This is a genomic window from Pandoraea communis, assembly GCF_902459745.1.
GTDB lineage: Bacteria > Pseudomonadota > Gammaproteobacteria > Burkholderiales > Burkholderiaceae > Pandoraea > Pandoraea communis.
Map to the genome: position 1 here is coordinate 879303 of NZ_CABPSJ010000001.1, position 21860 is coordinate 901162.

General features: G+C 63.7%; 19 protein-coding genes. 9 read left to right on the forward strand and 10 right to left on the reverse strand.

Features of this window, described 5'->3' with window-relative positions; genetic code table 11:
- Nucleotides 1–84 precede the first annotated feature (84 nt).
- A complete protein-coding gene (gene def / locus PCO31110_RS04100; RefSeq protein WP_150689682.1) occupies nt 85–588 on the reverse strand; it encodes a peptide deformylase in 504 nt (167 codons plus the stop codon).
- Between the two features lie 131 nt (nt 589–719).
- On the opposite strand from def, the gene dprA reads away from it, so the two are divergent.
- The 3 genes from dprA (at nt 720) to PCO31110_RS04115 (ending at nt 5594) form a co-directional block, all read left to right on the forward strand.
- Nucleotides 720–2159, forward strand: coding sequence for a DNA-processing protein DprA (gene dprA, locus PCO31110_RS04105; RefSeq protein ID WP_150689683.1), 1440 nt, complete (start codon nt 720–722; stop codon nt 2157–2159).
- 101 nt (nt 2160–2260) lie between these two features.
- A complete protein-coding gene (locus tag PCO31110_RS04110; protein ID WP_150689684.1) occupies nt 2261–2650 on the forward strand; it encodes a thioredoxin family protein in 390 nt (129 codons plus the stop codon).
- 226 nt (nt 2651–2876) lie between these two features.
- The gene (locus tag PCO31110_RS04115; protein WP_150689685.1) at nt 2877–5594 is read left to right on the forward strand and encodes a DNA topoisomerase III; all 2718 of its coding nucleotides are present in this window, start codon (nt 2877–2879) and stop codon (nt 5592–5594) included.
- 100 nt (nt 5595–5694) lie between these two features.
- On the opposite strand, the gene PCO31110_RS04120 is transcribed toward PCO31110_RS04115, so the two are convergent.
- Nucleotides 5695–6663: a LysR family transcriptional regulator gene (locus PCO31110_RS04120; RefSeq protein WP_010805659.1), complete on the reverse strand. Its 969-nt coding sequence runs from the start codon at nt 6661–6663 to the stop codon at nt 5695–5697.
- Nucleotides 6664–7087: 424 nt separating this feature from the next.
- Between PCO31110_RS04120 and hemN the strand changes: the two genes are divergently transcribed.
- Nucleotides 7088–8635 (forward strand): oxygen-independent coproporphyrinogen III oxidase, encoded by a 1548-nt coding sequence (gene hemN, locus PCO31110_RS04125; RefSeq protein ID WP_246189714.1) that lies wholly within the window; start codon nt 7088–7090, stop codon nt 8633–8635.
- A gap of 95 nt (nt 8636–8730) precedes the next feature.
- On the opposite strand, the gene PCO31110_RS04130 is transcribed toward hemN, so the two are convergent.
- Entirely contained in the window at nt 8731–8928 is a 198-nt protein-coding gene (locus PCO31110_RS04130) for a YbdD/YjiX family protein (protein WP_010805661.1), read from the reverse strand.
- Nucleotides 8929–8944: 16 nt separating this feature from the next.
- The gene (locus PCO31110_RS04135; protein ID WP_010805662.1) at nt 8945–11011 is read right to left on the reverse strand and encodes a carbon starvation CstA family protein; all 2067 of its coding nucleotides are present in this window, start codon (nt 11009–11011) and stop codon (nt 8945–8947) included.
- A 366-nt stretch (nt 11012–11377) separates the two neighbouring features.
- Here PCO31110_RS04135 and PCO31110_RS04140 point away from each other — a divergent pair, with 366 nt between their 5' ends.
- Together PCO31110_RS04140 and PCO31110_RS04145 are read left to right on the forward strand one after the other, a co-directional pair.
- Entirely contained in the window at nt 11378–12763 is a 1386-nt protein-coding gene (locus PCO31110_RS04140; protein WP_036663508.1) for a cache domain-containing protein, read from the forward strand.
- Nucleotides 12760–13392 (forward strand): response regulator, encoded by a 633-nt coding sequence (locus PCO31110_RS04145; protein ID WP_150689686.1) that lies wholly within the window; start codon nt 12760–12762, stop codon nt 13390–13392. The genes PCO31110_RS04140 and PCO31110_RS04145 overlap by 4 nt, the downstream gene beginning before the upstream one ends.
- Before the next feature lie 31 nt (nt 13393–13423).
- On the opposite strand, the gene PCO31110_RS04150 is transcribed toward PCO31110_RS04145, so the two are convergent.
- The 3 genes from PCO31110_RS04150 to PCO31110_RS04160 all read right to left on the reverse strand — a co-directional run bounded on the left by PCO31110_RS04150 (nt 13424) and on the right by PCO31110_RS04160 (nt 16210).
- Nucleotides 13424–13843, reverse strand: a complete 420-nt coding sequence (locus PCO31110_RS04150; protein WP_010805665.1) for a type II toxin-antitoxin system VapC family toxin — start codon at nt 13841–13843, stop codon at nt 13424–13426.
- Nucleotides 13844–13860: 17 nt separating this feature from the next.
- Nucleotides 13861–14067: a FitA-like ribbon-helix-helix domain-containing protein gene (locus PCO31110_RS04155; protein ID WP_010805666.1), complete on the reverse strand. Its 207-nt coding sequence runs from the start codon at nt 14065–14067 to the stop codon at nt 13861–13863.
- 256 nt (nt 14068–14323) lie between these two features.
- Entirely contained in the window at nt 14324–16210 is a 1887-nt protein-coding gene (locus tag PCO31110_RS04160) for a phosphoenolpyruvate carboxykinase (GTP) (protein ID WP_246189715.1), read from the reverse strand.
- A 561-nt stretch (nt 16211–16771) separates the two neighbouring features.
- Here PCO31110_RS04160 and PCO31110_RS04165 point away from each other — a divergent pair.
- Nucleotides 16772–17782: a D-2-hydroxyacid dehydrogenase family protein gene (locus PCO31110_RS04165; protein ID WP_150689687.1), complete on the forward strand. Its 1011-nt coding sequence runs from the start codon at nt 16772–16774 to the stop codon at nt 17780–17782.
- 38 nt (nt 17783–17820) lie between these two features.
- Here PCO31110_RS04165 and PCO31110_RS04170 read toward each other — a convergent pair whose 3' ends face one another.
- The 3 genes from PCO31110_RS04170 to PCO31110_RS04180 form a co-directional block, all read right to left on the reverse strand.
- On the reverse strand, nt 17821–18669 hold the full coding sequence (locus tag PCO31110_RS04170; RefSeq protein ID WP_010805669.1) for a patatin-like phospholipase family protein: 849 nt from the start codon (nt 18667–18669) through the stop codon (nt 17821–17823).
- A 56-nt stretch (nt 18670–18725) separates the two neighbouring features.
- Nucleotides 18726–19127 carry a PaaI family thioesterase gene (locus PCO31110_RS04175; protein ID WP_010805670.1) on the reverse strand — a complete coding sequence of 134 codons (402 nt, stop codon included), beginning with the start codon at nt 19125–19127 and terminating at the stop codon, nt 18726–18728.
- 111 nt (nt 19128–19238) lie between these two features.
- Nucleotides 19239–19826, reverse strand: coding sequence for a hypothetical protein (locus PCO31110_RS04180; RefSeq protein WP_150689688.1), 588 nt, complete (start codon nt 19824–19826; stop codon nt 19239–19241).
- Nucleotides 19827–20210: 384 nt separating this feature from the next.
- Here PCO31110_RS04180 and PCO31110_RS04185 point away from each other — a divergent pair, with 384 nt between their 5' ends.
- Complete coding sequence (locus PCO31110_RS04185; RefSeq protein ID WP_150689689.1) at nt 20211–20618, forward strand: DoxX family protein; 408 nt, start codon at nt 20211–20213, stop codon at nt 20616–20618.
- A gap of 257 nt (nt 20619–20875) precedes the next feature.
- Nucleotides 20876–21436: a Spy/CpxP family protein refolding chaperone gene (locus PCO31110_RS04190; protein WP_150689690.1), complete on the forward strand. Its 561-nt coding sequence runs from the start codon at nt 20876–20878 to the stop codon at nt 21434–21436.
- The last annotated feature ends 424 nt before the right edge of the window (nt 21437–21860 follow it).

Here is a 21860-nt window from a genome sequence, read left to right on the forward strand (position 1 = left end):
CGGAAGGCGAGCCCATGGGCGCGCGAGCGCTGCAAGTATAGAGGACTTTACCGGGCTAGCCCACGGCAGGCGAGCCTGACGAGGTCAGGCGCGCTCGACCTGCTTCTTCATCTTTTGCTTGATGCGATTGCGCTTGAGCGGCGAGAGGTACTCGACGAAAACGCGTCCCTTGAGGTGATCCATCTCGTGCTGAATGCACACGGCGAGCAGCCCGTCGGCGTCGAGTTCGAACTTCTCGCCCTTCTCGTTCAGGGCACGCACGCGCACGCGATCGGCACGCTCGACTTCGTCATAGATGCCGGGCACCGAGAGGCAGCCCTCCTCGTAGACCTTCTGTTCGTCACTGCGCCAGAGGATCTCGGGATTAATGAACACGCGAAGTTCGTCGCGCGTTTCCGAGAGATCCATCACGATGACCTGCTCGTGCACGTCGACCTGCGTTGCCGCAAGGCCGATGCCGGGGGCCTCGTACATGGTCTCGGCCATGTCCTTGACGAGTTGCTGGATCCGGTCGTCGACCTGGGCGACCGGCTTGGCCACCTTATGCAGACGCGGATCGGGATATTGAAGAATTGTCAGTAATGCCATGATGAAAACGGGAATTCGCCGCATTGCCTTGGGGTGGCCGCGAACGCACAATCTTGCGGTGGTGACGGCGTCGCGAGGCTCGCGCCGCTGCGGATGCCACCCTTGGCCCCCCGGTCAATGCTTACCGGATAATGAAAAATTTTAGCATAGCGCCCCTGTCGGCGCTGGCGGCCGGCGATACGCTGCCGGCCCGAAACGCCCGCTCCGGCGCCCTTTCTGATGCCCTTTCTGACGCTTGTTCCGGCGCCATCGCGGGCGTCGCTGCCGACGGCACCGCTGACGAAAGTCCCCCCCTCACGCCCAATAGCGATCAGATCGGGGCCGACGGCTCGGAAATCAAGGACTGGCTGCGGCTGTGTCACACGCCCGGCGTGCCGCCTGCGGCAGTACGGCGTCTGTTGGCGGCCTTCGGGCCGCCCGAGGCGGTCTTTCGCGCGCCGCGCCGCGACCTCGCCCACGTCGTGCCCAATGACGTCGTAGCCCGGTTGCTGGCACCGGTTTGCGCCGATTTGGCCACACAGATCGCCCACACCATCGACTGGGCCAGCCGGCCGGGGTGCGCGGTTGTGACGTTGTCGGAGCCGGCCTATCCACGCGCGCTTCTGACGCTCGGCGACGCCCCTCCCATCCTTTACTGCTGCGGCGACATCGGTCTGCCGAACCGGGCGGGCAACATGGCGGCAGCCCTCGTCGGCAGCCGCCGCGCCACGCCGCAAGGTCGCGACAACGCACGGCATTTCGCACGCGTGCTGGGTCAGGCAGGCGTTACCGTCGTGTCCGGACTGGCGGCCGGCATCGACGCCGCCGCGCACGAGGGTGCGCTGGAGACGGCGGGGCGCACCTGCGCGGTCGTCGGGACGGGTGCCGACATCGTCTACCCGGCGCGCCATCGCGCACTCGCCGGGCGCATCGCGGAGCGCGGGCTGTTGCTTTCCGCATTCCCGATCGGCACACCGCCCCGGCCGGATCATTTCCCGCGCCGCAACCGGTTGATCGCGGCGCTGGCGCGGTGCACGGTCGTCGTGGAAGCCGCAACGCACTCGGGCTCGCTCATCACGGCACGTCTGGCGGGCGAACTGGGCCGGGACGTGCTCGCCATTCCAGGCTCGATCCACGCGCCGCAAAGCCAGGGCTGTCACACGTTGATCCGGGATGGCGCGACACTCGTGACCTCCCCCGAAGACGTCTTCGAGGCGCTGGGTATCGTGCCGCTTGCCGCGAAGGCCGACACAAGGCGGTCTGGCGAGGGGCGTGCGCGCCCTCCCGGACAACGGCACGCGCCGCGAGGGCCGCAAGCGGCCGGCCCGGTCGACGTTGACAGTGACGGGAACGCTCACGGCCTGCCCACTGTCCATCCCACCGTGACCGCGTCTGCAAGCATGCCACCGGACGTGACGGCGGTCGTGGAGGCACTGGGTTATGATCCCGTCAGCGCGGACACGCTCTGCGAGCGCACCGGCATGGGCGCCGGCGCAGTGCTCGCTCACCTGAGCGTGCTCGAACTCGATGGCCGGATCGCTCGCCTGCCCGGCGGCCGGTTTGTCCGGCTGACAGCCCAGGGCGCACGCTAGCGAATGCGCTGCCGGCCGAGGTCGAGACCGAATCGTGCAAGACCGGGGCATTGCTGACGATCGCGCTTCCCAAATACCGAGATACCGATATCACCGACACCATGCCCGTTTTCGATCCCGTCGCCGACCGTTCTGCGCTGGCCGCCGCACTGGCCGATGGCAACACGCGCCTCGTGGCCTGCCTGTGCGCAGCGTGGTGCGGCACCTGCCGCGAATACGCGCAGACGTTCGAACAATTGGCGGCCAGCCATCCGGAGTTGTGTTTCGTCTGGGTGGACATCGAGACGCACGCCGACTGGCTCGACGATCACGACATCGAGAACTTCCCGACCTTGCTGGTTCAGGACGCGCGGCAACCAGCCGGACAGGCGCGTTTCTTCGGTCCTGTGCTGCCTGCCATCGGCATTCTCGAACGCATGCTCGACGCCCGCGTGCTGGGCGACGCCACCGTTATCGCCCCCGCGCTGCGCGAGCATCTCCTTGCCGGATAATGCCTGTCGGCCTCCCACGACGGGAACGCCGGGCACAGCGGGGTGCTACGCCGCTTGCCTGACGTCGCCCCACCGGCCCCGCGCTTGCCGCCGGCCTGCGACGCGCTTATGATGTGCCGCTCTCAGGCACCCCTTGTGCCCGATCCGGCGGCAACGCCGGATTGGCTATATGTTATAAAGCCAACGAATGTCGCTTGGCGACACCCCCTCAACATTACCTAACGTCATGTCAAAAGCTCTGATCATTGCCGAGAAACCGTCCGTCGCGAATGACATCGCGCGGGCGTTGGGCGGCTTTACCAAGCATGACGAGTACTTCGAGAACGACGATTACGTCGTCTCGTCGGCGGTTGGCCACCTCGTCGAAATCGGCGCGCCGGAAGACTATGAAGTCAAACGCGGCAAGTGGAGCTTCGCCAACCTGCCCGTGATTCCTCCCCACTTCGACCTCAAGCCGATTGCCAAGAGCGAATCGCGTCTGAAGGTGCTCACCCGTCTCATCAAGCGCAAGGACATCGACGTCCTGATCAATGCCTGTGACGCGGGGCGCGAAGGGGAACTGATTTTCCGCCTGATTGCGCAGCACGCGAAGGCAAAGCAGCCGGTCCAGCGTTTGTGGCTGCAATCGATGACGCCGCAGTCGATTCGCGACGGCTTCAAGCGCCTGCGTACCGACGACGACATGTTGCCGCTGGCCGACGCCGCGCGCAGCCGTGCCGAGGCCGACTGGCTGGTGGGCATCAACGGCACGCGCGCCATGACCGCCTTCAACAGCAAGGGCGGCGGCTTCTTCCTCACGACTGTCGGTCGCGTGCAAACGCCGACGCTGTCGATCGTGGTGGAGCGCGAAGAGAAGATTCGCAAGTTCGTATCGCGCGACTACTGGGAAGTGAAGGCCGAGTTCGTCGCCGCCGCAGGCTTCTACGAAGGCCGCTGGTTCGACCCGAACTTCAAGCGCAACGAATTCGATCCGGAACAGCGCGACTCGCGCCTCTGGAGCGTGGCAGCGGCCGAATCGGTCGTGGCCGCAGTACGTGGCAAGCACGGCACGGTCACGGAAGAATCGAAACCGACGTCACAACTCTCACCGCTGCTGTTCGATCTGACGAGCTTGCAACGCGAAGCCAACAGCCGCTTCGGTTTCTCCGCGAAGAACACGCTGGGTCTGGCGCAGGCGCTGTACGAAAAGCACAAGGTGCTGACGTACCCGCGTACCGACGCACGTGCCCTGCCGGAAGACTATCTGGACACCGTCAAAGAGACGATGGCCGTGCTCAAGGAGAGCAACAACTATCACCAGTTCGCCAGCCAGGTACTGAGCAAGGACTGGGTCAAGCCGAACAAGCGAATCTTCGACAACAGCAAGATCAGCGATCACTTTGCCATCATCCCGACGCTGCAGGCGCCGAAGAACCTCTCCGAACCGGAGCAGAAGCTGTACGACCTCGTGGTCAAGCGCTTCCTGGCGGTATTCTTCCCGGCGGCCGAGTCTCTGGTGACGACCCGCATCACCGAGGTGGTCGGTCATCACTTCAAGACCGAAGGCAAGGTGCTGGTCAACGCCGGCTGGCTCGCCATCTACGGCAAGGAAGGCGCGGGCGACGGGAAAGACAGCAAGGACGGCAAGGACGGCAAGGAAGAGCAGCCGAACCTCGTGCCGGTCGCCAAGGACGAGAAGGTCGGCGTAGACAAGGTCGAAGCCGTCGGCCTGCAGACCAAGCCTCCGGCGCGCTACAGCGAAGCGACACTGCTCTCCGCCATGGAAGGCGCCGGTAAGCTGGTCGAAGATGGTGAGTTGCGTGAGGCGATGGCGGGCAAGGGGCTGGGTACACCTGCCACACGCGCGGCCATCATCGAAGGCTTGCTGACTGAAAAGTACCTCGTGCGCGAAGGCCGCGAGCTGCACCCGACGGCCAAGGCGTTTCAGTTGATGACGCTGCTGCGCGGCCTCGGCGTGGACGAACTCACGCTGCCCGAACTCACGGGCGAGTGGGAAGCCAAGCTCTCGCAGATCGAGCGCGGCGGCCTCAAGCGCGATGAGTTCATGCACGAGATCGCACAAATGACGCAGACCATCGTCAAGCGTGCGAAGGAATACGACTCGGACACGATCCCCGGCGACTACGCAACGCTCACCACGCCGTGCCCGCATTGCGGCGGGGTGGTCAAAGAGAACTACCGCCGCTTCGCGTGCACGAACTGCAGCTTCTCGATCTCGAAGATCCCGGGCGGACGGCAGTTCGAGATCCCGGAAGTCGAAGAACTGCTCAAGAACAAGACGATCGGACCGCTGTCGGGTTTTCGCAGCAAGATGGGACGTCCGTTCTCGGCCATTCTCAAGCTCTCGCCCGATGACGAGATGGGCTACAAGCTCGAGTTCGACTTCGGTCAGGACAATGGCGACGAAGACGGCGAAGCCCCGGACTTCACGGGACATGAGCCGGTCGGCAAGTGTCCGAAGTGCGGCGGACGCGTATTCGAGCATGGCATGCGTTATGTCTGCGAGAACGCGGTCGCGAACCCGAAGACCTGCGATTTCACATCGGGCAAGGTGATCCTCCAGCAGGAGATCACACGCGAGCAGATTCACAAGTTGCTGACCGAAGGCAAGACGGATCTGCTGACGAACTTCAAGTCGTCGCGCACGGGCCGCACGTTCAAGGCCTATCTGGCCAAGCAGAAGGACGGCACCATCGGCTTCGAATTCGAGGCGAAGGCCCCGAAGAAGACCGCTGCGAAGGCAGGCGACGCCGAGGGCGACGAGAAGGCCGCACCGGCGCGCAAGACGGCAGCGAAGACGGCTGCCGCCAAGGCACCGGCCAAGGCGCCTGCGAAGAAGGCAGCCGCCCGGAAGACGACGGCAAAGGCCAAACCGGCCACGAAGCCGGCGTCGGGGGCGTCGGACGACGCAGCCGCTTTCGACGACGACGACGCACCGTTCTAAGCGGGTCAAGCACCGCGTTGCGCCGTTCTCCACGGGGCAATGAAAAACGGCCACTTCCTCACGGGAGTGGCCGTTTTGTCATCTGGTGGTACGAAGGACGTCACACCGGAATTTCGGTAGTCGGCGCAGCCGGAGACGATAGCTTGGGCGGCACCCAGCGCTCGGCGGCCGAGATACCTTCGTTCTGACGGAAATATTCGACCGTCAGATCGATGAAGCCACGCGTCTTGGCCGACAGATACTTGCGGCTCGGATAGACCAGCGAGACATCGACCGGTGTCTGCGAGAAGTTGCGCAGCAGCGCGACGAGATCGCCGTCGCGCACGTCGTTCCCCACGAGATACGACGGCAAGAACGCAATGCCGTGCCCCAACAGCACCGACTGGCGCAACAGTGCCGTGTTGTTGCAGATGAACTTGTTCTGCACACGCACACGCACTTCGCCATCCGGGCCGGCGAACACGCGATCGTCGCTCCAGAAGTCGTTCGGCAGGCCCAGCACGCCGTGCTCGCCCAGCTCCTGGGGCGTCACGGGCTCGCCGTGCTCAGCGATGTACGCGGGCGATGCGCACAGCATCACGCGCGTCTCGGCAAGCACACGCGAGATCAGGCTTTCGCTATTGATCATGCGCGTGAGCAGAATGCCGCAGTCGTAGCCTTCTTCCACCAGATCGATCGCGCGATCGGTCAGCGTGAGATCGACCACCACTTTCGGGTGCATCTCCTGATACTTCTTAACGAGCGGGGCGAGATTGCGCAAACCGAACGAAACCGGGGCGACAACCTTCAGGGTGCCTTTCGGATCGCGCGATGCGCTGGAGATGAGGGCGTCGGCTTCGTCGACTTCGTCGATGATTTGCCGGCAGCGTTCGAGATACACCTGTCCCGCGCCGGTCAGCGACAGGCTGCGAGTCGTGCGGTTGAGAAGACGAACGCCGAGATGCGATTCCAGTTCGGCGACGTGCCGCGTGACCACGGCCGCCGACAGATCCATCTGGGCAGCCGTACGGGCAAAGCTCCCGTTGTCGGCTACCTTGACGAAAACGCGCATCGATTGCAGTCGGTCCATGTTCTTTCCAATCGTGATGTGCCGCGTCGTTCAGGCAAAAACGAGCATGGGCGGACCGGTGATTCACCGGCACTGAGGATACCCGCGGGCACCGGCCGGACCGCCACCCCGAACCGTTCCGGGGCGCGCCGCGCGCGTGCCGCCAGGGATGTCGACACGGCGGGGGGACTTCAACAACGCGTAGCTTACCGTAGACGGCCAAAATTTGCCTGACATGGCAACGATCTCGGTGCACGGCTGCTGCGTTGCATGCACGTCGTGATACCCGAATCTGCGTCTGACGGCGGTTTTGACGCAGCGCGGCCGCGAATCACGCCATTCGCGCGCAGCTTACCGGCTGCCAGCGGGAGGTTTGACGCAGGTCAGGGCGCGGCGTTCGCCGCGACGCTACAGTCGACTATCACCGACCGTTACAGGCTTCGTCATGACCCCCTTCCCCCTTTTGTCGGCGCCGTGCACCAACGCCTCAGCCACCGGCGAACCACGCGCCGCCGGTTCGCGGTGCCCCGGCTGCACGTCGCACGCATCTGCCGAAGGACACGGACAATCGCGGTGCGCGACACGCGCGGCGTCGCAAACGGCCCTCGCCATTCCCCCCGCCCCGATTCACTTCGATGCGCGGCTGCTCGGCCGGTATGACGTCAACGGGCCGCGCTACACGTCGTATCCGACGGCGCTGCAATTCCATGACGATTTCGGCGCCAGCGACTACGCGCGCGCGGCGGCCCAGTCCAAACGCACCGGCAAGCCGCTCTCGCTTTACGTACACGTTCCATTCTGCGATACCGTGTGCTTCTATTGCGCGTGCACCAAAATCGTCACCAACAATCGCGCCCATGCCGAAGCCTACGTCGAGCGGCTGCACGTGGAGATTGCGCGTCAGGCGTCGCTGCTCGGCGCGGGCCGCACGCTCGCGCAAATGCATTGGGGCGGTGGTACGCCCACCTTCCTTGCGTTGGAACAGATCGCCTCGCTCATCGACGCCATCGGCCGCCAATTCGTGATGACGACCGACGACAGCGCCGAATACTCCATCGAGATCGACCCCCGCAGTGCGGGTCCGGCGTCGATTCGTGCCCTGCGTGCGCTTGGCTTCAATCGCCTGTCCATCGGCGTACAGGATTTCGACCCCCGCGTTCAGGAGGCCATCCATCGCGTGCAGCCGCGCGCACTGGTCGAAGCCGCACTTGATGCCGCGCGAAGCTGCGGCTTCCGCTCGGTCAACTTCGACTTGATCTACGGCTTGCCGCACCAGACGCCCGAGTCGTTTTCCAACACGCTCGACGCCGTGATCGAGATGGCGCCCGAACGCCTGTCGGTGTTCAGCTACGCGCATCTGCCGCAGCAGTTCAAGATGCAGCGTTGCCTGCCCGACACCTTGCCGGACGGCCCGCAAAAGCTGGCGCTGTTGCAGACGATCATCGCCCGCCTGACGGCGGCGGGCTACGTCTACATCGGCATGGATCACTTCGCCCGCCCCGACGACGAACTCGCGCGCGCGCAAGCGGCCGGCACCCTGCATCGCAACTTCCAGGGATACAGCACGCGGGCGGATTGCGATCTTATCGGCGTCGGCATGTCGGCCATCGGCCGTGTGGGCGATAGCTATGCGCAAAACGCCAAGACCCTGAAGACCTATTACGACGCCGTCGATTCGGGCGGACTCGCCATCACGCGCGGCGTGCGCCTCGATGAAGACGACCGCATCCGGCGCGAGGTCATTTCGCGTCTCATGTGCAATATGTCGCTGAACTTCGCCGACATCGAGCAGGCCTACGACATCGATTTCGTCACCTACTTCGCGAGCGAGCTGGGCGAGTTGGCCGATCTGGCCACCGACGGTCTCGTGGCCATCGGCGCCCACGGGCTGCGCATCCTGCCAGCGGGGCGTCTGCTCGTACGTGTCGTGGCGCAGGTCTTCGACAGCTATCGCCGCAGCACCGCAAACACGCGGTGCGCAAAAGTGATGTAACCGAAGCGCTGTTCACGTCACAAAAAGAAACGCCCGGTGGAGATCCCACCGGGCGTTTTCGTCGTGAACGTCGACGTTGCGATGCTATCGGTGCGTCAGCAGCATCGTCCACCGCTCTTGCCGCCGTAGCGCGCTTCCTGACGCTCGCGGAAGAAGGCTTCGTAGCTCATGGCCTCCTGATCCGGATGCGTGGCGCGCATGTGCGCCACGTACGTCTCGTAGTCGGGCAGGCCGACCATCAGACGCATGGCCTGTCCGAGATACCGGCCAACCTTACCGACTTCGTCGAGCATGGCGCCTCTCCCGGTGTCAGACCTGACGGCCGGCCGGCATCGGCTCGAACGGCGTTTCCCGGGCCGTCGGCTTGTTGGCCTGGCGCGCCACCATAATGGTCCGCAGACCGAAGACCGCCACGGCCACCACCACGAACATGAAGACACCTGCGAGCGTTGCATCGACATAATCGTTGAACACGATCTGCTGCATCTGCGCGACCGACTTCGCCGGGGCGAGCAGCTTGCCGTCTGCGAGTGCCGCCTGATACTTCCCGGCGTGGGCGAGGAAGCCGACCTTCGGATCCGGATCGAACATCTTCTGCCACCCGGCGGTGAGCGTGCAGGCGAGCAGCCACAGCGTCGGCAGGATCGTCACCCAGGCGAAGCGTTCACGCTTGAGCTTGAAGAGCACACACGTTGCGAGAATCAGCGCGATGGCGGCCAGCATCTGGTTGGAGATGCCGAACAGCGGCCACAGCGTATTGATGCCACCGAGCGGATCGACCACCCCCTGATACAGGAAGTAGCCCCACGCGGCGACACAAAGTGCCGTGGCGATCAGGTTCGCGGGCAACGACTCCGTACGCTTGAGCGACGGTACGAACGTGCCGAGCAGATCCTGCAGCATGAAGCGGCCGGCGCGCGTGCCTGCGTCGACTGCCGTCAGAATGAACAGCGCCTCGAACAGGATCGCGAAGTGGTACCAGAACGCCATCATCGCTTCGCCGCCCGCCACCTGATGCAGGATGTGGGCCATGCCAACGGCCAGCGTCGGTGCGCCACCGGCACGCGAGATGATCGTGTTCTCACCGACCGCGTGGGCGGTGGCAGTCAGCACGTCGGGCGTGATGGAAAAGCCCCAGCCCGAGACGACTTGCGCCACGGCTTCCGGCGTCGTACCGATCACGGCGGCCGGGCTGTTCATCGCGAAGTACACGCCGGGGTCGATCACGGAGGCCGCGACCAGCGCCATGATGGCCACGAACGACTCCATCAACATGCCGCCGTAGCCGATGAAGCGCGCGTTGACTTCGTTATCGAGCAGCTTGGGCGTAGTGCCCGACGAAATCAGCGCATGGAAGCCTGAGACGGCGCCGCACGCAATCGTGATGAAGAGGAACGGGAACAGCTTGCCCGACCAGACCGGACCGCTGCCGTCGACGAATTGCGTGAGCGCCGGCATCTTCAGTTCAGGCGCGACCACCAGAATACCGATCGCCAAGGCCAGAATCGTGCCGATCTTCAGAAAGGTGGACAGATAATCGCGCGGGGCGAGCAGCAGCCACACCGGCAACACGGACGCGACGAAACCGTAGCCGATCAACATCCACGTGAGTTGCTTGCCGTCGAACGTGAACAGCGGCGCGAGTGCGGCGCTGTCGTGCACGCTTTGGCCGAAGTAGATCGCGGCCATCAGCATCACGAAGCCGATGATCGACACTTCGCCGATACGGCCCGGGCGGATGAAACGCGTGTAGATCCCCATGAAGAGCGCGATCGGAATCGTCAGCCCGACGGTGAACGTGCCCCACGGGGAGCCGGCGAGCGCCTTGACCACGATCAGCGCCAGCACGGCGAGAATGATGATCATGATGAGGAAGGCACCGAACAATGCGATCACACCGGGGATCATGCCGAGTTCGGACTTCACGAGATCGCCCAGCGAACGGCCGTCGCGACGCGTGGAGATGAACAGCACCATGAAGTCCTGCACCGCGCCAGCGAACACCACCCCGGCGAGAATCCACAACATGCCCGGCAGATAACCCATCTGCGCGGCGAGCACCGGGCCCACAAGCGGTCCCGCGCCGGCGATGGCGGCGAAGTGGTGACCGAACAGCACGTAGCGATTGGTCGGCACGTAGTCCAGCCCGTCGTTGTGACGCCAGGCCGGCGTCATGCGCGTGCCGTCGAGTTGCGCCACACGCGTGGCGATGAACTTGCTGTAGAACCGATAAGCGATCAGATAAACGCAGATGGCTGCGATCACGATCCAGAGTGCGCTAACGGTTTCGCCGCGCGATAGGGCTACCGTGCCAAGCGCGCAAGCGCCGACGACGGCCACCGCTGCCCAGGGCAGTTGTTGCCAGATGCGATTCATTGTCTCTCCTCGGAACTGCCTCCTGCGGGCAGCAACCCGGAACCGTGCCGTTGCAGCACTGTCCCGCCTTTTGGTGTGGCGCCATCGAGACGCCTCGAATCGCGGCTCGCTGCGAACGCCCCTCTTTCGGGGGTCTGCATACAGCGAGAACCGGCGACGTTGCGCGCAAACGCCACATGCGGACATGCGAAGTTGCGCAACACTTGCGAGAAGCTTGCGAGTTACACTCGGCAGCCCCGGCCACGATTCGGCGTGTAGTATTGGCGTTTGCCCACTGCGCCACAAGCGCGGAACTACGCAGGTCCGCTACGTGCTACTACGTAGCCAAATGCTGTGGAACACGGCATTGCAGGCTTTTCGAATGGCATGAATCTCCGACAGAAATTTTTCGTCCTGGCACTGTTACCGGTCGCATTGGCCATGGTCGCCATCGCGCTGGCCGTACGGCATCAAGGCAACGAGCTTTCGCGCGCGCAGCACGAAGCCGTGCAAACGACGTCGCTGGCCAACAAGCGGGCCGAGCTGCTGCATTACGTGGGTCTGGCGCGCAATGCCATCGAGCCGCTGTACAACGGCCCCGACACCCCGGCCGCGCGCGAACAGGCCCTCGCCACCCTTGCCCGCATGGAATTCGGCAAGGACGGCTACTTCTTCGTCTACGATCTCGAAGGCCGCAGCCTGATGCATCCGCGTCAACCCGAGCTGGTCGGCCACAACCTCTGGTCGCTCAGGGACGAGTCGGGCGCACCCACCATCCAACGCCTGATCGCAGCGGCACGCGCGGGCGGCGGCTACGTGCAGTACCCGTGGGAGAAACCGTCCCGCCAGCAAATGACACCGAAGCTCGGCTACGTCATTGCCCTGCCACGCTGGAACTGGATGATCGGCACGGGCATTTATCTCGACGATGTCGAAGCCACGCTGCGTGAGTCGGACGAGCGCGCGCAGTCGAACATCGATCGCACGCTGATCTGGATCACGCTCATCGCCTCATCGTGTCTGGCGATCGTCGGCCTGTGCGGGCTCGTCGTGAACATCACCGAACTCAAGACCGCCGACGCGAAGCTGCGCCAACTGGCGCGTCAGGTCGTGGCGTCGCAGGAACTCGAGCGATCCCGTATCTCGCGCGAGTTGCACGACGGCATCAGCCAGCTTCTGGTCTCGGTCAAGCTGCTGCTCGAGTCGGCATCGATGCGCCTGCCGGGCTCACCCGCCGCCGCCAGCACCACGTTGGGCGTTGCCATCGAACGGCTGAACGGCACGCTCGGCGAAGTGCGGCGCATCTCGCAAGCGTTGCGCCCGGCCATGCTCGACGATCTCGGTCTGGCCGCCGCCATCGATCAGCTCGCACGGGAATTCGGCTCGCACGCGGGGCTTCCGGTCGAAATGAATGTCGAAGGCGACGCTCCCGTTCTGGACGACAACATCAAGACGATGCTCTACCGCATCGCACAGGAGGCGCTCACCAACATCGAGCGCCATGCGCAGGCGTCGCGCGTCTCGATTCTGCTGATCTTCAAAGCCGACGGCATTCATCTGTCGATTGCCGACGACGGACGCGGCTTCGACGTGTCCGACGTGCACCACGACCCCCGCCACGGCATCGGCCTGCGCAACATGCGTGAGCGCCTGGACGCCGTCGGCGGCGTACTCGGTATTCAATCGTGGCCCGGCCTTACCACCATCAGTGTGTGGGTGCCTCTCACGCCTGCCGCCGTGAAAGCGGCGCTTCGTGCAACAACACGCAAATGACGCAAGCTCACCCTATCCGATTGCTGCTGATCGACGATCACCCGCTCGTTCGCGACGGACTCCGTGCGCGCTTCGACGCCTCGCCCAATCTCCAGGTCGTGGGGGAAGCGGGCAATGCACAGGAAGCGCTCACGCGAGCGAAAACATCGTCGCCGGATCTCGCGCTGATGGACATCAGCATGCGCGGCACGAACGGCATCGAACTGACGGCACAGTTCCGCGAGCAGTTTCCGCACATCGCCGTGTTGATACTCTCGATGCACGACAATGCCGAATACGTGCGTCAGGCGGTTCGTGCCGGTGCACGCGGCTACGTGCTCAAAGACGCGCCTGCGCACGAGATCGTGACCGCCATCGAACGCGTAGCCCGCGGCGACGCGTACTACAGCGCCGCCATTGCTGCGCGCGTGGTGCAGGCCTCGACGTCGCATGCGCCAATCGACTCGCTCACGCCCCGCGAACGCGAAATCCTCACGCGTATCGCCTGCGGACTGGCGAACAAACAGATTGCGACGGAAATGGATTTGTCGGTCCGGACGGTGGAGACCCATCGGCTCAACATCAAGCGCAAGCTCGGCATCGAAGGGCAAGCGGAGTTGATCAAATTCGCGGTGGAGAATCGACTGTAAGGTGTCGGCGGGGCAATCGCCCGGCATCGATCTACTGGTGAAACGGGTTGTACACCTCCACGCCCGTGCCGGAGAAATCCTTGACGTTACGCGTCACTACAATGAGTTCGTGAACTAGCGCAGTCGCCGCGATCAACTTATCGACGGGATGCTGTTGATGCGGCACCCGCAGGCGAGCCCACATGTTGCAGACGCTCTGATCGACGGGGAGAATCTGCTGCAGAAAATCGCGATGCACGGTCTTCACCCAATTGTCCACAAGCGTTGCCTGACGCGGATCGTTGCGGTAACGCAGCAAGAGCGCACCACGTCGCAACTCCCCAAGCGTGATGACCGACAGGTAGCGAGGTATCGCGTTTCGCGTCGTGTGACGAATAAATCGTTGCACACCAACGTCACCTCCCCCTAACTTCCTGCACTCACTGATCACGTTCGTATCGAACAGATACATTGCAGTACTAAATTGGCTCAATTGACACGTTCGAAATCGCTGTCGAGTCCGACGTTAGGGAAATTCATGATCGCTTCCCCGATACATCGGAACCCCGGTAGTCTCGCCACGTTATCCAGAATCGACAACACCTCTTCCTCCGGCGTTCTCCCATGCAATGCCGCACGCGATCGAATCGATCGCATAAGCGGTTCATCAATCCCCTCGATCAGCATCATGTGCATATGCCCCTCCCTTCATTCATAAACAAAAATCGGCGTCCGAATTGAACACCCGAACAACAGGGGAAATGCTAGCACCGGAGAACTTTCGAAAACCGGCCAAGACCTCGCCCGGTGCAGCTTTCGGAAGGATCACAAGGCAATAAAAAAATCCCACCGAGGTTTTCCTCGATGGGATCGTATGGTGCACCCGTTGGCGCTACCGCCGATACCGGCGATCGCACAGGGTCAGTGCACTATCGCTGCGATATCTGACGAATCACGACTTCAGACGACGCTCGATGTCGGCCTTCGTGTCGAGCAACGCCTGCGGCAGGTGATGCTTGAGCGTGTCGAACAACTCGGCGTGGAGTTTCAACTCCTCATGCCATGCGGCCGGATCCATCGACGTCACGTCGTCGAACTGCGCCTGCGTGAACGACAGGCCGTTCCAGTTCAGATCTTCGTAGCGCGGCGTGATGCCGAACGCGTTCTCCACACCCTGCGCCGTGCCGTCGATACGGCCGAGCATCCATGCCAACACGCGCATGTTCTCGCCGAAGCCCGGCCACACGAACTTGCCGTCGGCGTCCTTGCGGAACCAGTTCACGCAATAGATCTTCGGCAGCTTCGCGCCCGTCTTGCCGAGATGCGCGCCGGTGTCGAGCCAGTGCTGGAAATACTCGCTCATGTTGTAGCCGCAAAACGGCAGCATGGCGAACGGATCACGACGCACCACGCCCTGCTGGCCCGCCGCAGCGGCAGTCGTCTCCGAGCCCATCGTCGCGGCCATGTACACGCCTTCGGTCCAGTCGCGGGCTTCGGTCACCAGCGGCACGGTCGTGGAACGGCGGCCGCCGAAAATGAATGCGTCGATCGCCACACCGGCCGGGTTTTCCCAGCCGGCATCGATCGACGGACATTGCGACGCCGGCGCCGTGAAGCGCGAATTCGGATGCGCTGCCTTGCGGCCCGTCGCCTTCCCGCTTTCCGGTGTCCAGTCCTTGCCCTGCCAGTCGATCAGATGCGCCGGCGGCGTGTCGGTCAGGCCTTCCCACCACACGTCGCCATCGTCGGTCAGCGCCACGTTGGTGAAGATGACGTTCTCGCCGAGCGTAGCCAGCGCGTTCGGGTTGGTCTTCTCGCTCGTGCCCGGCGCCACGCCGAAGAAGCCGGCTTCCGGGTTGATCGCGTACAGACGACCGTCTTTGCCCGGCTTGATCCAGGCGATGTCGTCACCGAGGGTCTCGACCTTCCAGCCGTCGAAGCCCTTCGGCGGAATCAGCATCGCGAAGTTGGTCTTGCCGCATGCCGACGGGAACGCCGCCGCCACGTGATACTTCTTGCCCTCGGGCGACGTCACGCCAAGAATCAGCATGTGTTCGGCCAGCCAGCCTTCGTCGCGGCCCATCTTCGAGGCGATGCGCAGCGCGAAGCACTTCTTGCCCAGCAGCGCGTTGCCGCCGTAGCCCGAACCATAGCTCCAGATCTCGCGGGTTTCCGGGAAGTGAACGATGTACTTCGTCGCGTTGCACGGCCAGGCCACGTCCTTCTCACCGGCCGCAAGCGGCTTGCCGACCGTGTGCACGCACGGCACGAAGGCGCCGTCGGTGCCGAGCACGTCGTACACGGCGCGGCCCATGCGCGTCATGATGCGCATGTTCACCACCACGTAAGGCGAGTCGGACAATTCCACGCCGATATGTGCGATCGGCGAGCCGAGCGGCCCCATCGAGAACGGCACCACGTACATCGTGCGACCGCGCATGCAGCCCGCGAACAGGCCGTCGAGCGTCGTGCGCATCTCGCGCGGATCGATCCAGTGGTTGGTCGGCCCAGCGTCTTCGCGCTTTTCGCTACAGATGAACGTGCGGTCTTCCACTCGCGCCACATCCGACGGATCGGACAGCGCGAGGAACGAATTCGGACGCTTGGCGGGGTTGAGCCGCGTCATCGTGCCGGCGGCGACCATCTGTTCACACAGACGGTCGTATTCCTCCTGCGAGCCGTCGCACCAGACGACACGCTCAGGCTGGGTGATCGCCGCGATGTGCGACACCCAGTCGATCAGCTTGCGGTGACGCACCCAGGCGGGCAGATCACGTGTGGCGACGTTGGACGAGGAGGAGGCGTCGAGCGCGCTAGCGCTCACACTGGCTTGCGTCATGGGGGTTGTCTCCATGCAGAGTCGGGAAATCGATGCGGACGACGGGCGTCTGTTGCGCGGGCACCCTGGATCGCCGGGCGACCCATCCGGTTGGGGATACCGGACAGGCGGACGTGCCCCGGCGGTTGCCGCAGGCGCTGGCAATCCAGGCGCTCGCAGGTTCAGGCCGCGTGAAAAATGGTGTGTGTTGTACGTCTTGCGACACACGCAGCAACACACGCGGGAAGGCAGAGGGCAACACGCGCATCGATACGTGCGCTTCAAGCGTCTCGTTCACCAGGTCCGACTTGTGTGTACGGGGTGGATTCGATTTTTTGCCATCGTGTTCAGGCGGTTTCGCCATGGTTGCCAGGACACCTGCCATACTATGCAAAACGAGGCGTCAGCATACCACCGCGCAAATCGCACCGGTGCTGCGTCGCAACAAGGCCGGCGGGGGATTTGCCCCGATAGACGCCGTCCATGTCAACGACCAGAACACCCGCCCGTGCGGCGGCCTCCGACAATTGTTCCGTCCGCGCAGGACTCCCCGGTTCCGCGCCGATCCGATTACGTTTTGCCATGAAAATTGCCATTCTCGACGACTATCAGGACGCCGTTCGCAAGCTCGACTGCTTCTCCCTGTTGGCCGGTCATGACGTCAAGGTCTTCAACAACACGGTCAAAGGCGTCGGGCAACTCACTGCCCGCGTCGGCGAAGCCGAAGTGCTCGTGCTGATCCGCGAACGCACCGCCGTCACGGCGCAGCTCATCGACAAACTGCCGCGTCTGCGGATCATCAGCCAGACCGGGCGCGCCGGCACTCACATCGACATCGACGCCTGCACCGCCCATGGCGTGGCTGTGCTCGAAGGCGTGGGCTCGCCCATCGCACCCGCCGAACTTACCTGGGCGCTGATCATGGCCGCCCAGCGCCGCATTCCGCAGTACGTCTCCAGCCTCAAGCACGGCGCCTGGCAGCAATCGGGCCTGAAATCGTCGAGCATGCCGCCGAACTTCGGGCTGGGTCAGGTACTTCGCGGCCAGACGCTCGGCCTCTGGGGCTACGGCAAGATCGGCCGCCTCGTGGCAGGCTACGGCCGCGCATTCGGCATGGAGGTGATGGTGTGGGGCCGCGAGGGTTCGCGTGAAGCTGCCGCGGCCGACGGCTTGCGCGTGGCGAACAGCAAGGAAGAACTCTTCACGCAAAGCGATGTGCTCTCGCTGCACCTGCGTCTGAACGACGAGACGCGTCACCTCGTCAAACTCGAAGATCTGCTGCAGATGAAACAGACCGCCCTGTTCGTGAACACGAGCCGGGCCGAACTGGTGGAAGAAAACGCGCTGATCACGGCACTGAACCGCGGCCGTCCGGGCATGGCGGCCATCGATGTCTTCGAGAGCGAGCCGATTCTGCAAGGCAACCCGCTGCTGCGTCTGGAGAATTGCGTGTGTACGCCGCACATCGGCTATGTCGAGCGTGAGAGCTACGAGCTGTATTTCCGCGTAGCTTTCCAGAACATCGTCGACTTCCTGAACGGCGACCGCACTCACGTCGCGAATCCGGCTGCGTTGCTCGGCTTCGGTCGATAACGCCGCCGCACACGCCTCGCGCAACGGCGAGGCGTGCGCTATTTCATCGTGTCCAGATGACGCAGGAACGCCTCGCCGTCCTTGCGGCCCAGCGCGAATGCCGGGCCCATCATGTCGGGGCGCGTGTAATCCCAACTGGAAATCGGTACGGGCACGCTTGGCTGCACATATAGCCGGTCTTGTCCGCCGTGATGCTGCGTGAAGATCTGCGGACGCGGATAGCGCCGCGTCACCAGCACAAGCACCTGGCCGGGCGTGGCATCGAGCGCGTCGACGGGCACGTTGTCGACCATGCCGCCATCGAGCACGGCCCGCCCGTCGCGACGGAGAATCGGTGTGAACGGCGGCGTACAGGACGATTGCAGCATCAGATCGGCCAGATCCCCGGTGGACCGGCAATCCTGCGCGCGCACGAATTCGGGAGTGAAGCCAAGCCGGCGGGCGAGCGTCGGATGCAGCGTACGACGCACGTGCTTGTCGATGTTGTAGGCCACCAGCGCTGCCGCCGTGGCCGTGCGCGGCCCGAGCCAGCGCGGGATGTGCGACACGCCGACGCGAATCTCCGGCCCGGCGGCGAGCTTGTCGAGCTGGCCCTCATAAATGTCGAGCAGCGCCTGCCGGTAGATGCGGTAATGCGGAAACACCCGCTCACGGCGCAGCAGGTTGCCCCAGTAGGCGTTCTTGCGATTGTTCGCGAGTGCCCGCCGGTAATAGTCCATCACCCAGTCCGACTCGCGCATGTGCAGCATGCACGCGGTGGCGGCACCGGCCGATATCCCGGTGATGACGCGCGGGCGCAGCGGCACCTCGCGCGCGACGCGCTCCCAGAATCCCGCCTGCCACCAGCAACGGTTGCCGCCGCCGGCGAATACGATCTGATCGAACACCTGGCCCCCTTCGGTGATATCGCGTTATCGACGTTGAGCGTCTTGCAACGGTGCGCTCAAAGCAGCGCGTAGGTCGTGGTGGCGTGCACCGCCATCTTGCCCGACGCATCGAGAATCTCGATCTCGCCGAACACCAGATTCTTGCCGCGACGCAGAATCCGCGCGATCACGCGCAAATCGCCCTCGGCCACCGGACGCATGAACTGCGTGTTGAGCGTGACGGTCGTCATTGGCTGGAAACCGCCAAGCGAGGCCGAGAGCGCCACCACCATGGCCGTGTCGGCCACGGCCATGAAGACCTGTCCGCAGATGACGCCGCCGCCATGTTTGAACGCGGCGTCGAACGGCAATCGCAATTCGCTTTGTTCCGGCCCGGTCGCCTCCACTTGCAGATTGAGTTGTCGCACCCACGGCGCGACGAGTTCATCGAGCATCTTCTGCGCCTGCACCCGCTCCATCCCGCCCCTCCTCCAAGTTCGTTGTGACGCCGATGATAGCCCCAAAACAACAGCGCCACCCGGCAAAGGGTGGCGCTGGCGTCATGCGCGTGATCCGCAATCAGCGGCAACTCATCCGTTCGTCTTGTCCTGATGAATTCGCTCGCTTTGATGATTTTCGCGATGCTGGATACCGGCCTGCTCGCCCTTGCTCACATGACCGTTCTTGCCCGCGTGCGCTTCGGCGGTGTCGACATGGGCCTGCCCGCGCTCAAGACTACCGGCCTGGCGATTATTCAACGTGCCGGCGGCCTGTCCCTGAGCGATGCGCTTTTCCTGGTTGACGTTACGTTGCACGTCGGCCTGCATGCGCTCCGACGACTTCGACGTGGGATTCACCACCTGACCGTTGTGCTTGAGCTGATCGATCTTCGCGCTTTCCTTGTTCTGCGCGTTGGCGATGCGTGCCTTCTCGGCGGCGGTATCTCCCGTGTGAGCGGCATGGGCTTGCATGCGGTCGATCTTCGCCTCGCCCTTCTCGATGCTCGACGCTTCCTTGGTCGTCAGTTGACCGCTCTTCAGTCCGTTCTCGACGCGCTGCTGTTGATGGATGTCGCGCGCCGTCTCGGTGGTGGTGCTTTGCGCAAACGCCTGCGAGGCGAACACACCGCCGAGGGCAACCGTCACGGCACTCAGAATCAGCGTTTTACGAACATTCATGATGGAATCCTTATTGACTTTGGCTGTGCTTTCGAAATGCCCGGACACGATCGGGTGGATACGTGTTCGGGGAACCGGCGGGACCGGGGCCGTTGGCGGGCTTGCCAGCGAATGACCGTGTCCTTATGCGGATTAACGGGGCGCGCGAGCGTCGCGCCGACAGCCGTCGTGTAACCGGGCAGTCCGAAAAGTAACGGCTTGTAATCCGCGCGCCGGGTCCGGGGCGGGCTATGTCCCTGAAATCGCTCAGACAGTCACAGACAGCGCCGTAACGATTTGATACAGTGGTGCCCATTTGGCCGGCACGCCCTGCCGCAGAGCGTGCCACCCCGTTCCCCCTCAGTCCCCATCCGCGAACAAGCGAGTCAAGAAGGAGCCTTCCCCATGCAGAGCACCAGAGACGACCTCGGCAAACTCATCCTGCGCCTTACCCTCGGCATCCTGCTGCTATTTCACGGCGTCAGCAAAGTGATCAACGGCGTCGGTTTCATCGAGGGCATGGTGACTTCGCACGGCCTGCCGAGTTTCCTCGCCTACGGCGCCTACCTGGGTGAAGTGCTCGCGCCGGTGCTGCTGATTCTCGGCGTGCTCACCCGTCTGGGCGGCCTGCTCGTCGTGTGCAACATGCTTGTCGCCTTCTCACTGGTCCACCTGAGTCAACTGGGCGATCTCTCGAAGACCGGCGGCTGGGCGCTGGAACTGCAAGGCTTCTATCTGCTCGCGGGCCTTTGCGTGATTCTCTTCGGTGCCGGCCGCTACAGCGTGTCCGGTGGCCGTGGCACCTGGGACTGATCGGAGGCCGGAGACCAGCTAACGTCGCCCATCGGGAACCGGCCGCCGGGCGCGGCGTTGCGCCGGCGGTCGTGACGGCCCGCGCTTGCCGCCCTTCTCGATGGGCCGCAGGCGCGGGCCGAGTCGTTTCGGCGTATTGCATACGCGGGCGCCGGTAACGTCGGGTAATACAGCGGTTGCACTTTGCAACTTGTTCCTCGTGGCGATGGCGTACTCTGAAACTGCCAATTCCGGCAGTATCAACAGGAGTCAACACCATGCGCAAACTGAAGATCGCCGCCGCGTCGGCAATCCTCGTCGCCACCTCGATGTTCGGCGTCGCCCATGCCGCAGACGCCACCGCGCCGGCCACGGGTCCGCATGCCGCCATGCACCCGATGCGCGGCGATCACGGTCCCTGGGGGCTCGGCGACATTCGCAAGCTGCACGATCAGCTCAAGCTCAACGCGCAGCAGGAACAAGCCTGGCAGCAGGCCGTGAACACGTCGAAGCAGAACCACGACGCCATGCGCAAGAATGGCGAACAGTTCCATCAGATGATCGCGCAGGCGAAGGATCAGCAAGTGCTCGATCTGGCCGGCATGCGTGCCGCACGCGAAAAGGTATTCGATCAGAACCGTCAGCTTCACAGCCAAACGGAAGATGCCTGGCTGAACGTCTACAACGGGCTGAACAACGATCAGAAGATCCTCGTGAGCAACGCCATCAAGGCGCGCTGGTCCAGGATGAAGACCTGGCACGACAAGGCAATGCAGCATCGCGGCCAGATGCCCATGGGTGCGCCGGCGATGCAAGCGCCGGCCGGTCAGGCGCAATAACCGCGTAAATACGAGGCCGGCGCCGCCGGCGCTCGACTGCCCGGCATATCGTGAGACGCCCGCCCCCTGCCGTCGTGCAGGGCCGGGCGTTTTTTATTAACGCGAGCATGCCCGCCGGCGCGAGTCCGTCGACCCAGGCGTCGACTGCGCGGGTTTCGGCTGGCGATATTGGCGATCCGGCTTGCGTCATATCGATATGACGGCGGCCTCGCTATGCAAAGACGAATCGCTTATTGGCGCGAGCGGCTGGCATCGCGATACAAGAAGGAATCACTTGCCTTGCATGCCCGGCGCTTTCGCCGCGTTGTCACGACTTTCAGCACTCTCGCTTCGCCATGTCCCGTCAGATCGATTGCCTCCTGCCCGCCCAAACGCATCGCGTCTCCGAAACGGCACCGCCATATCCTCAGCGCCGCCGCTTTCT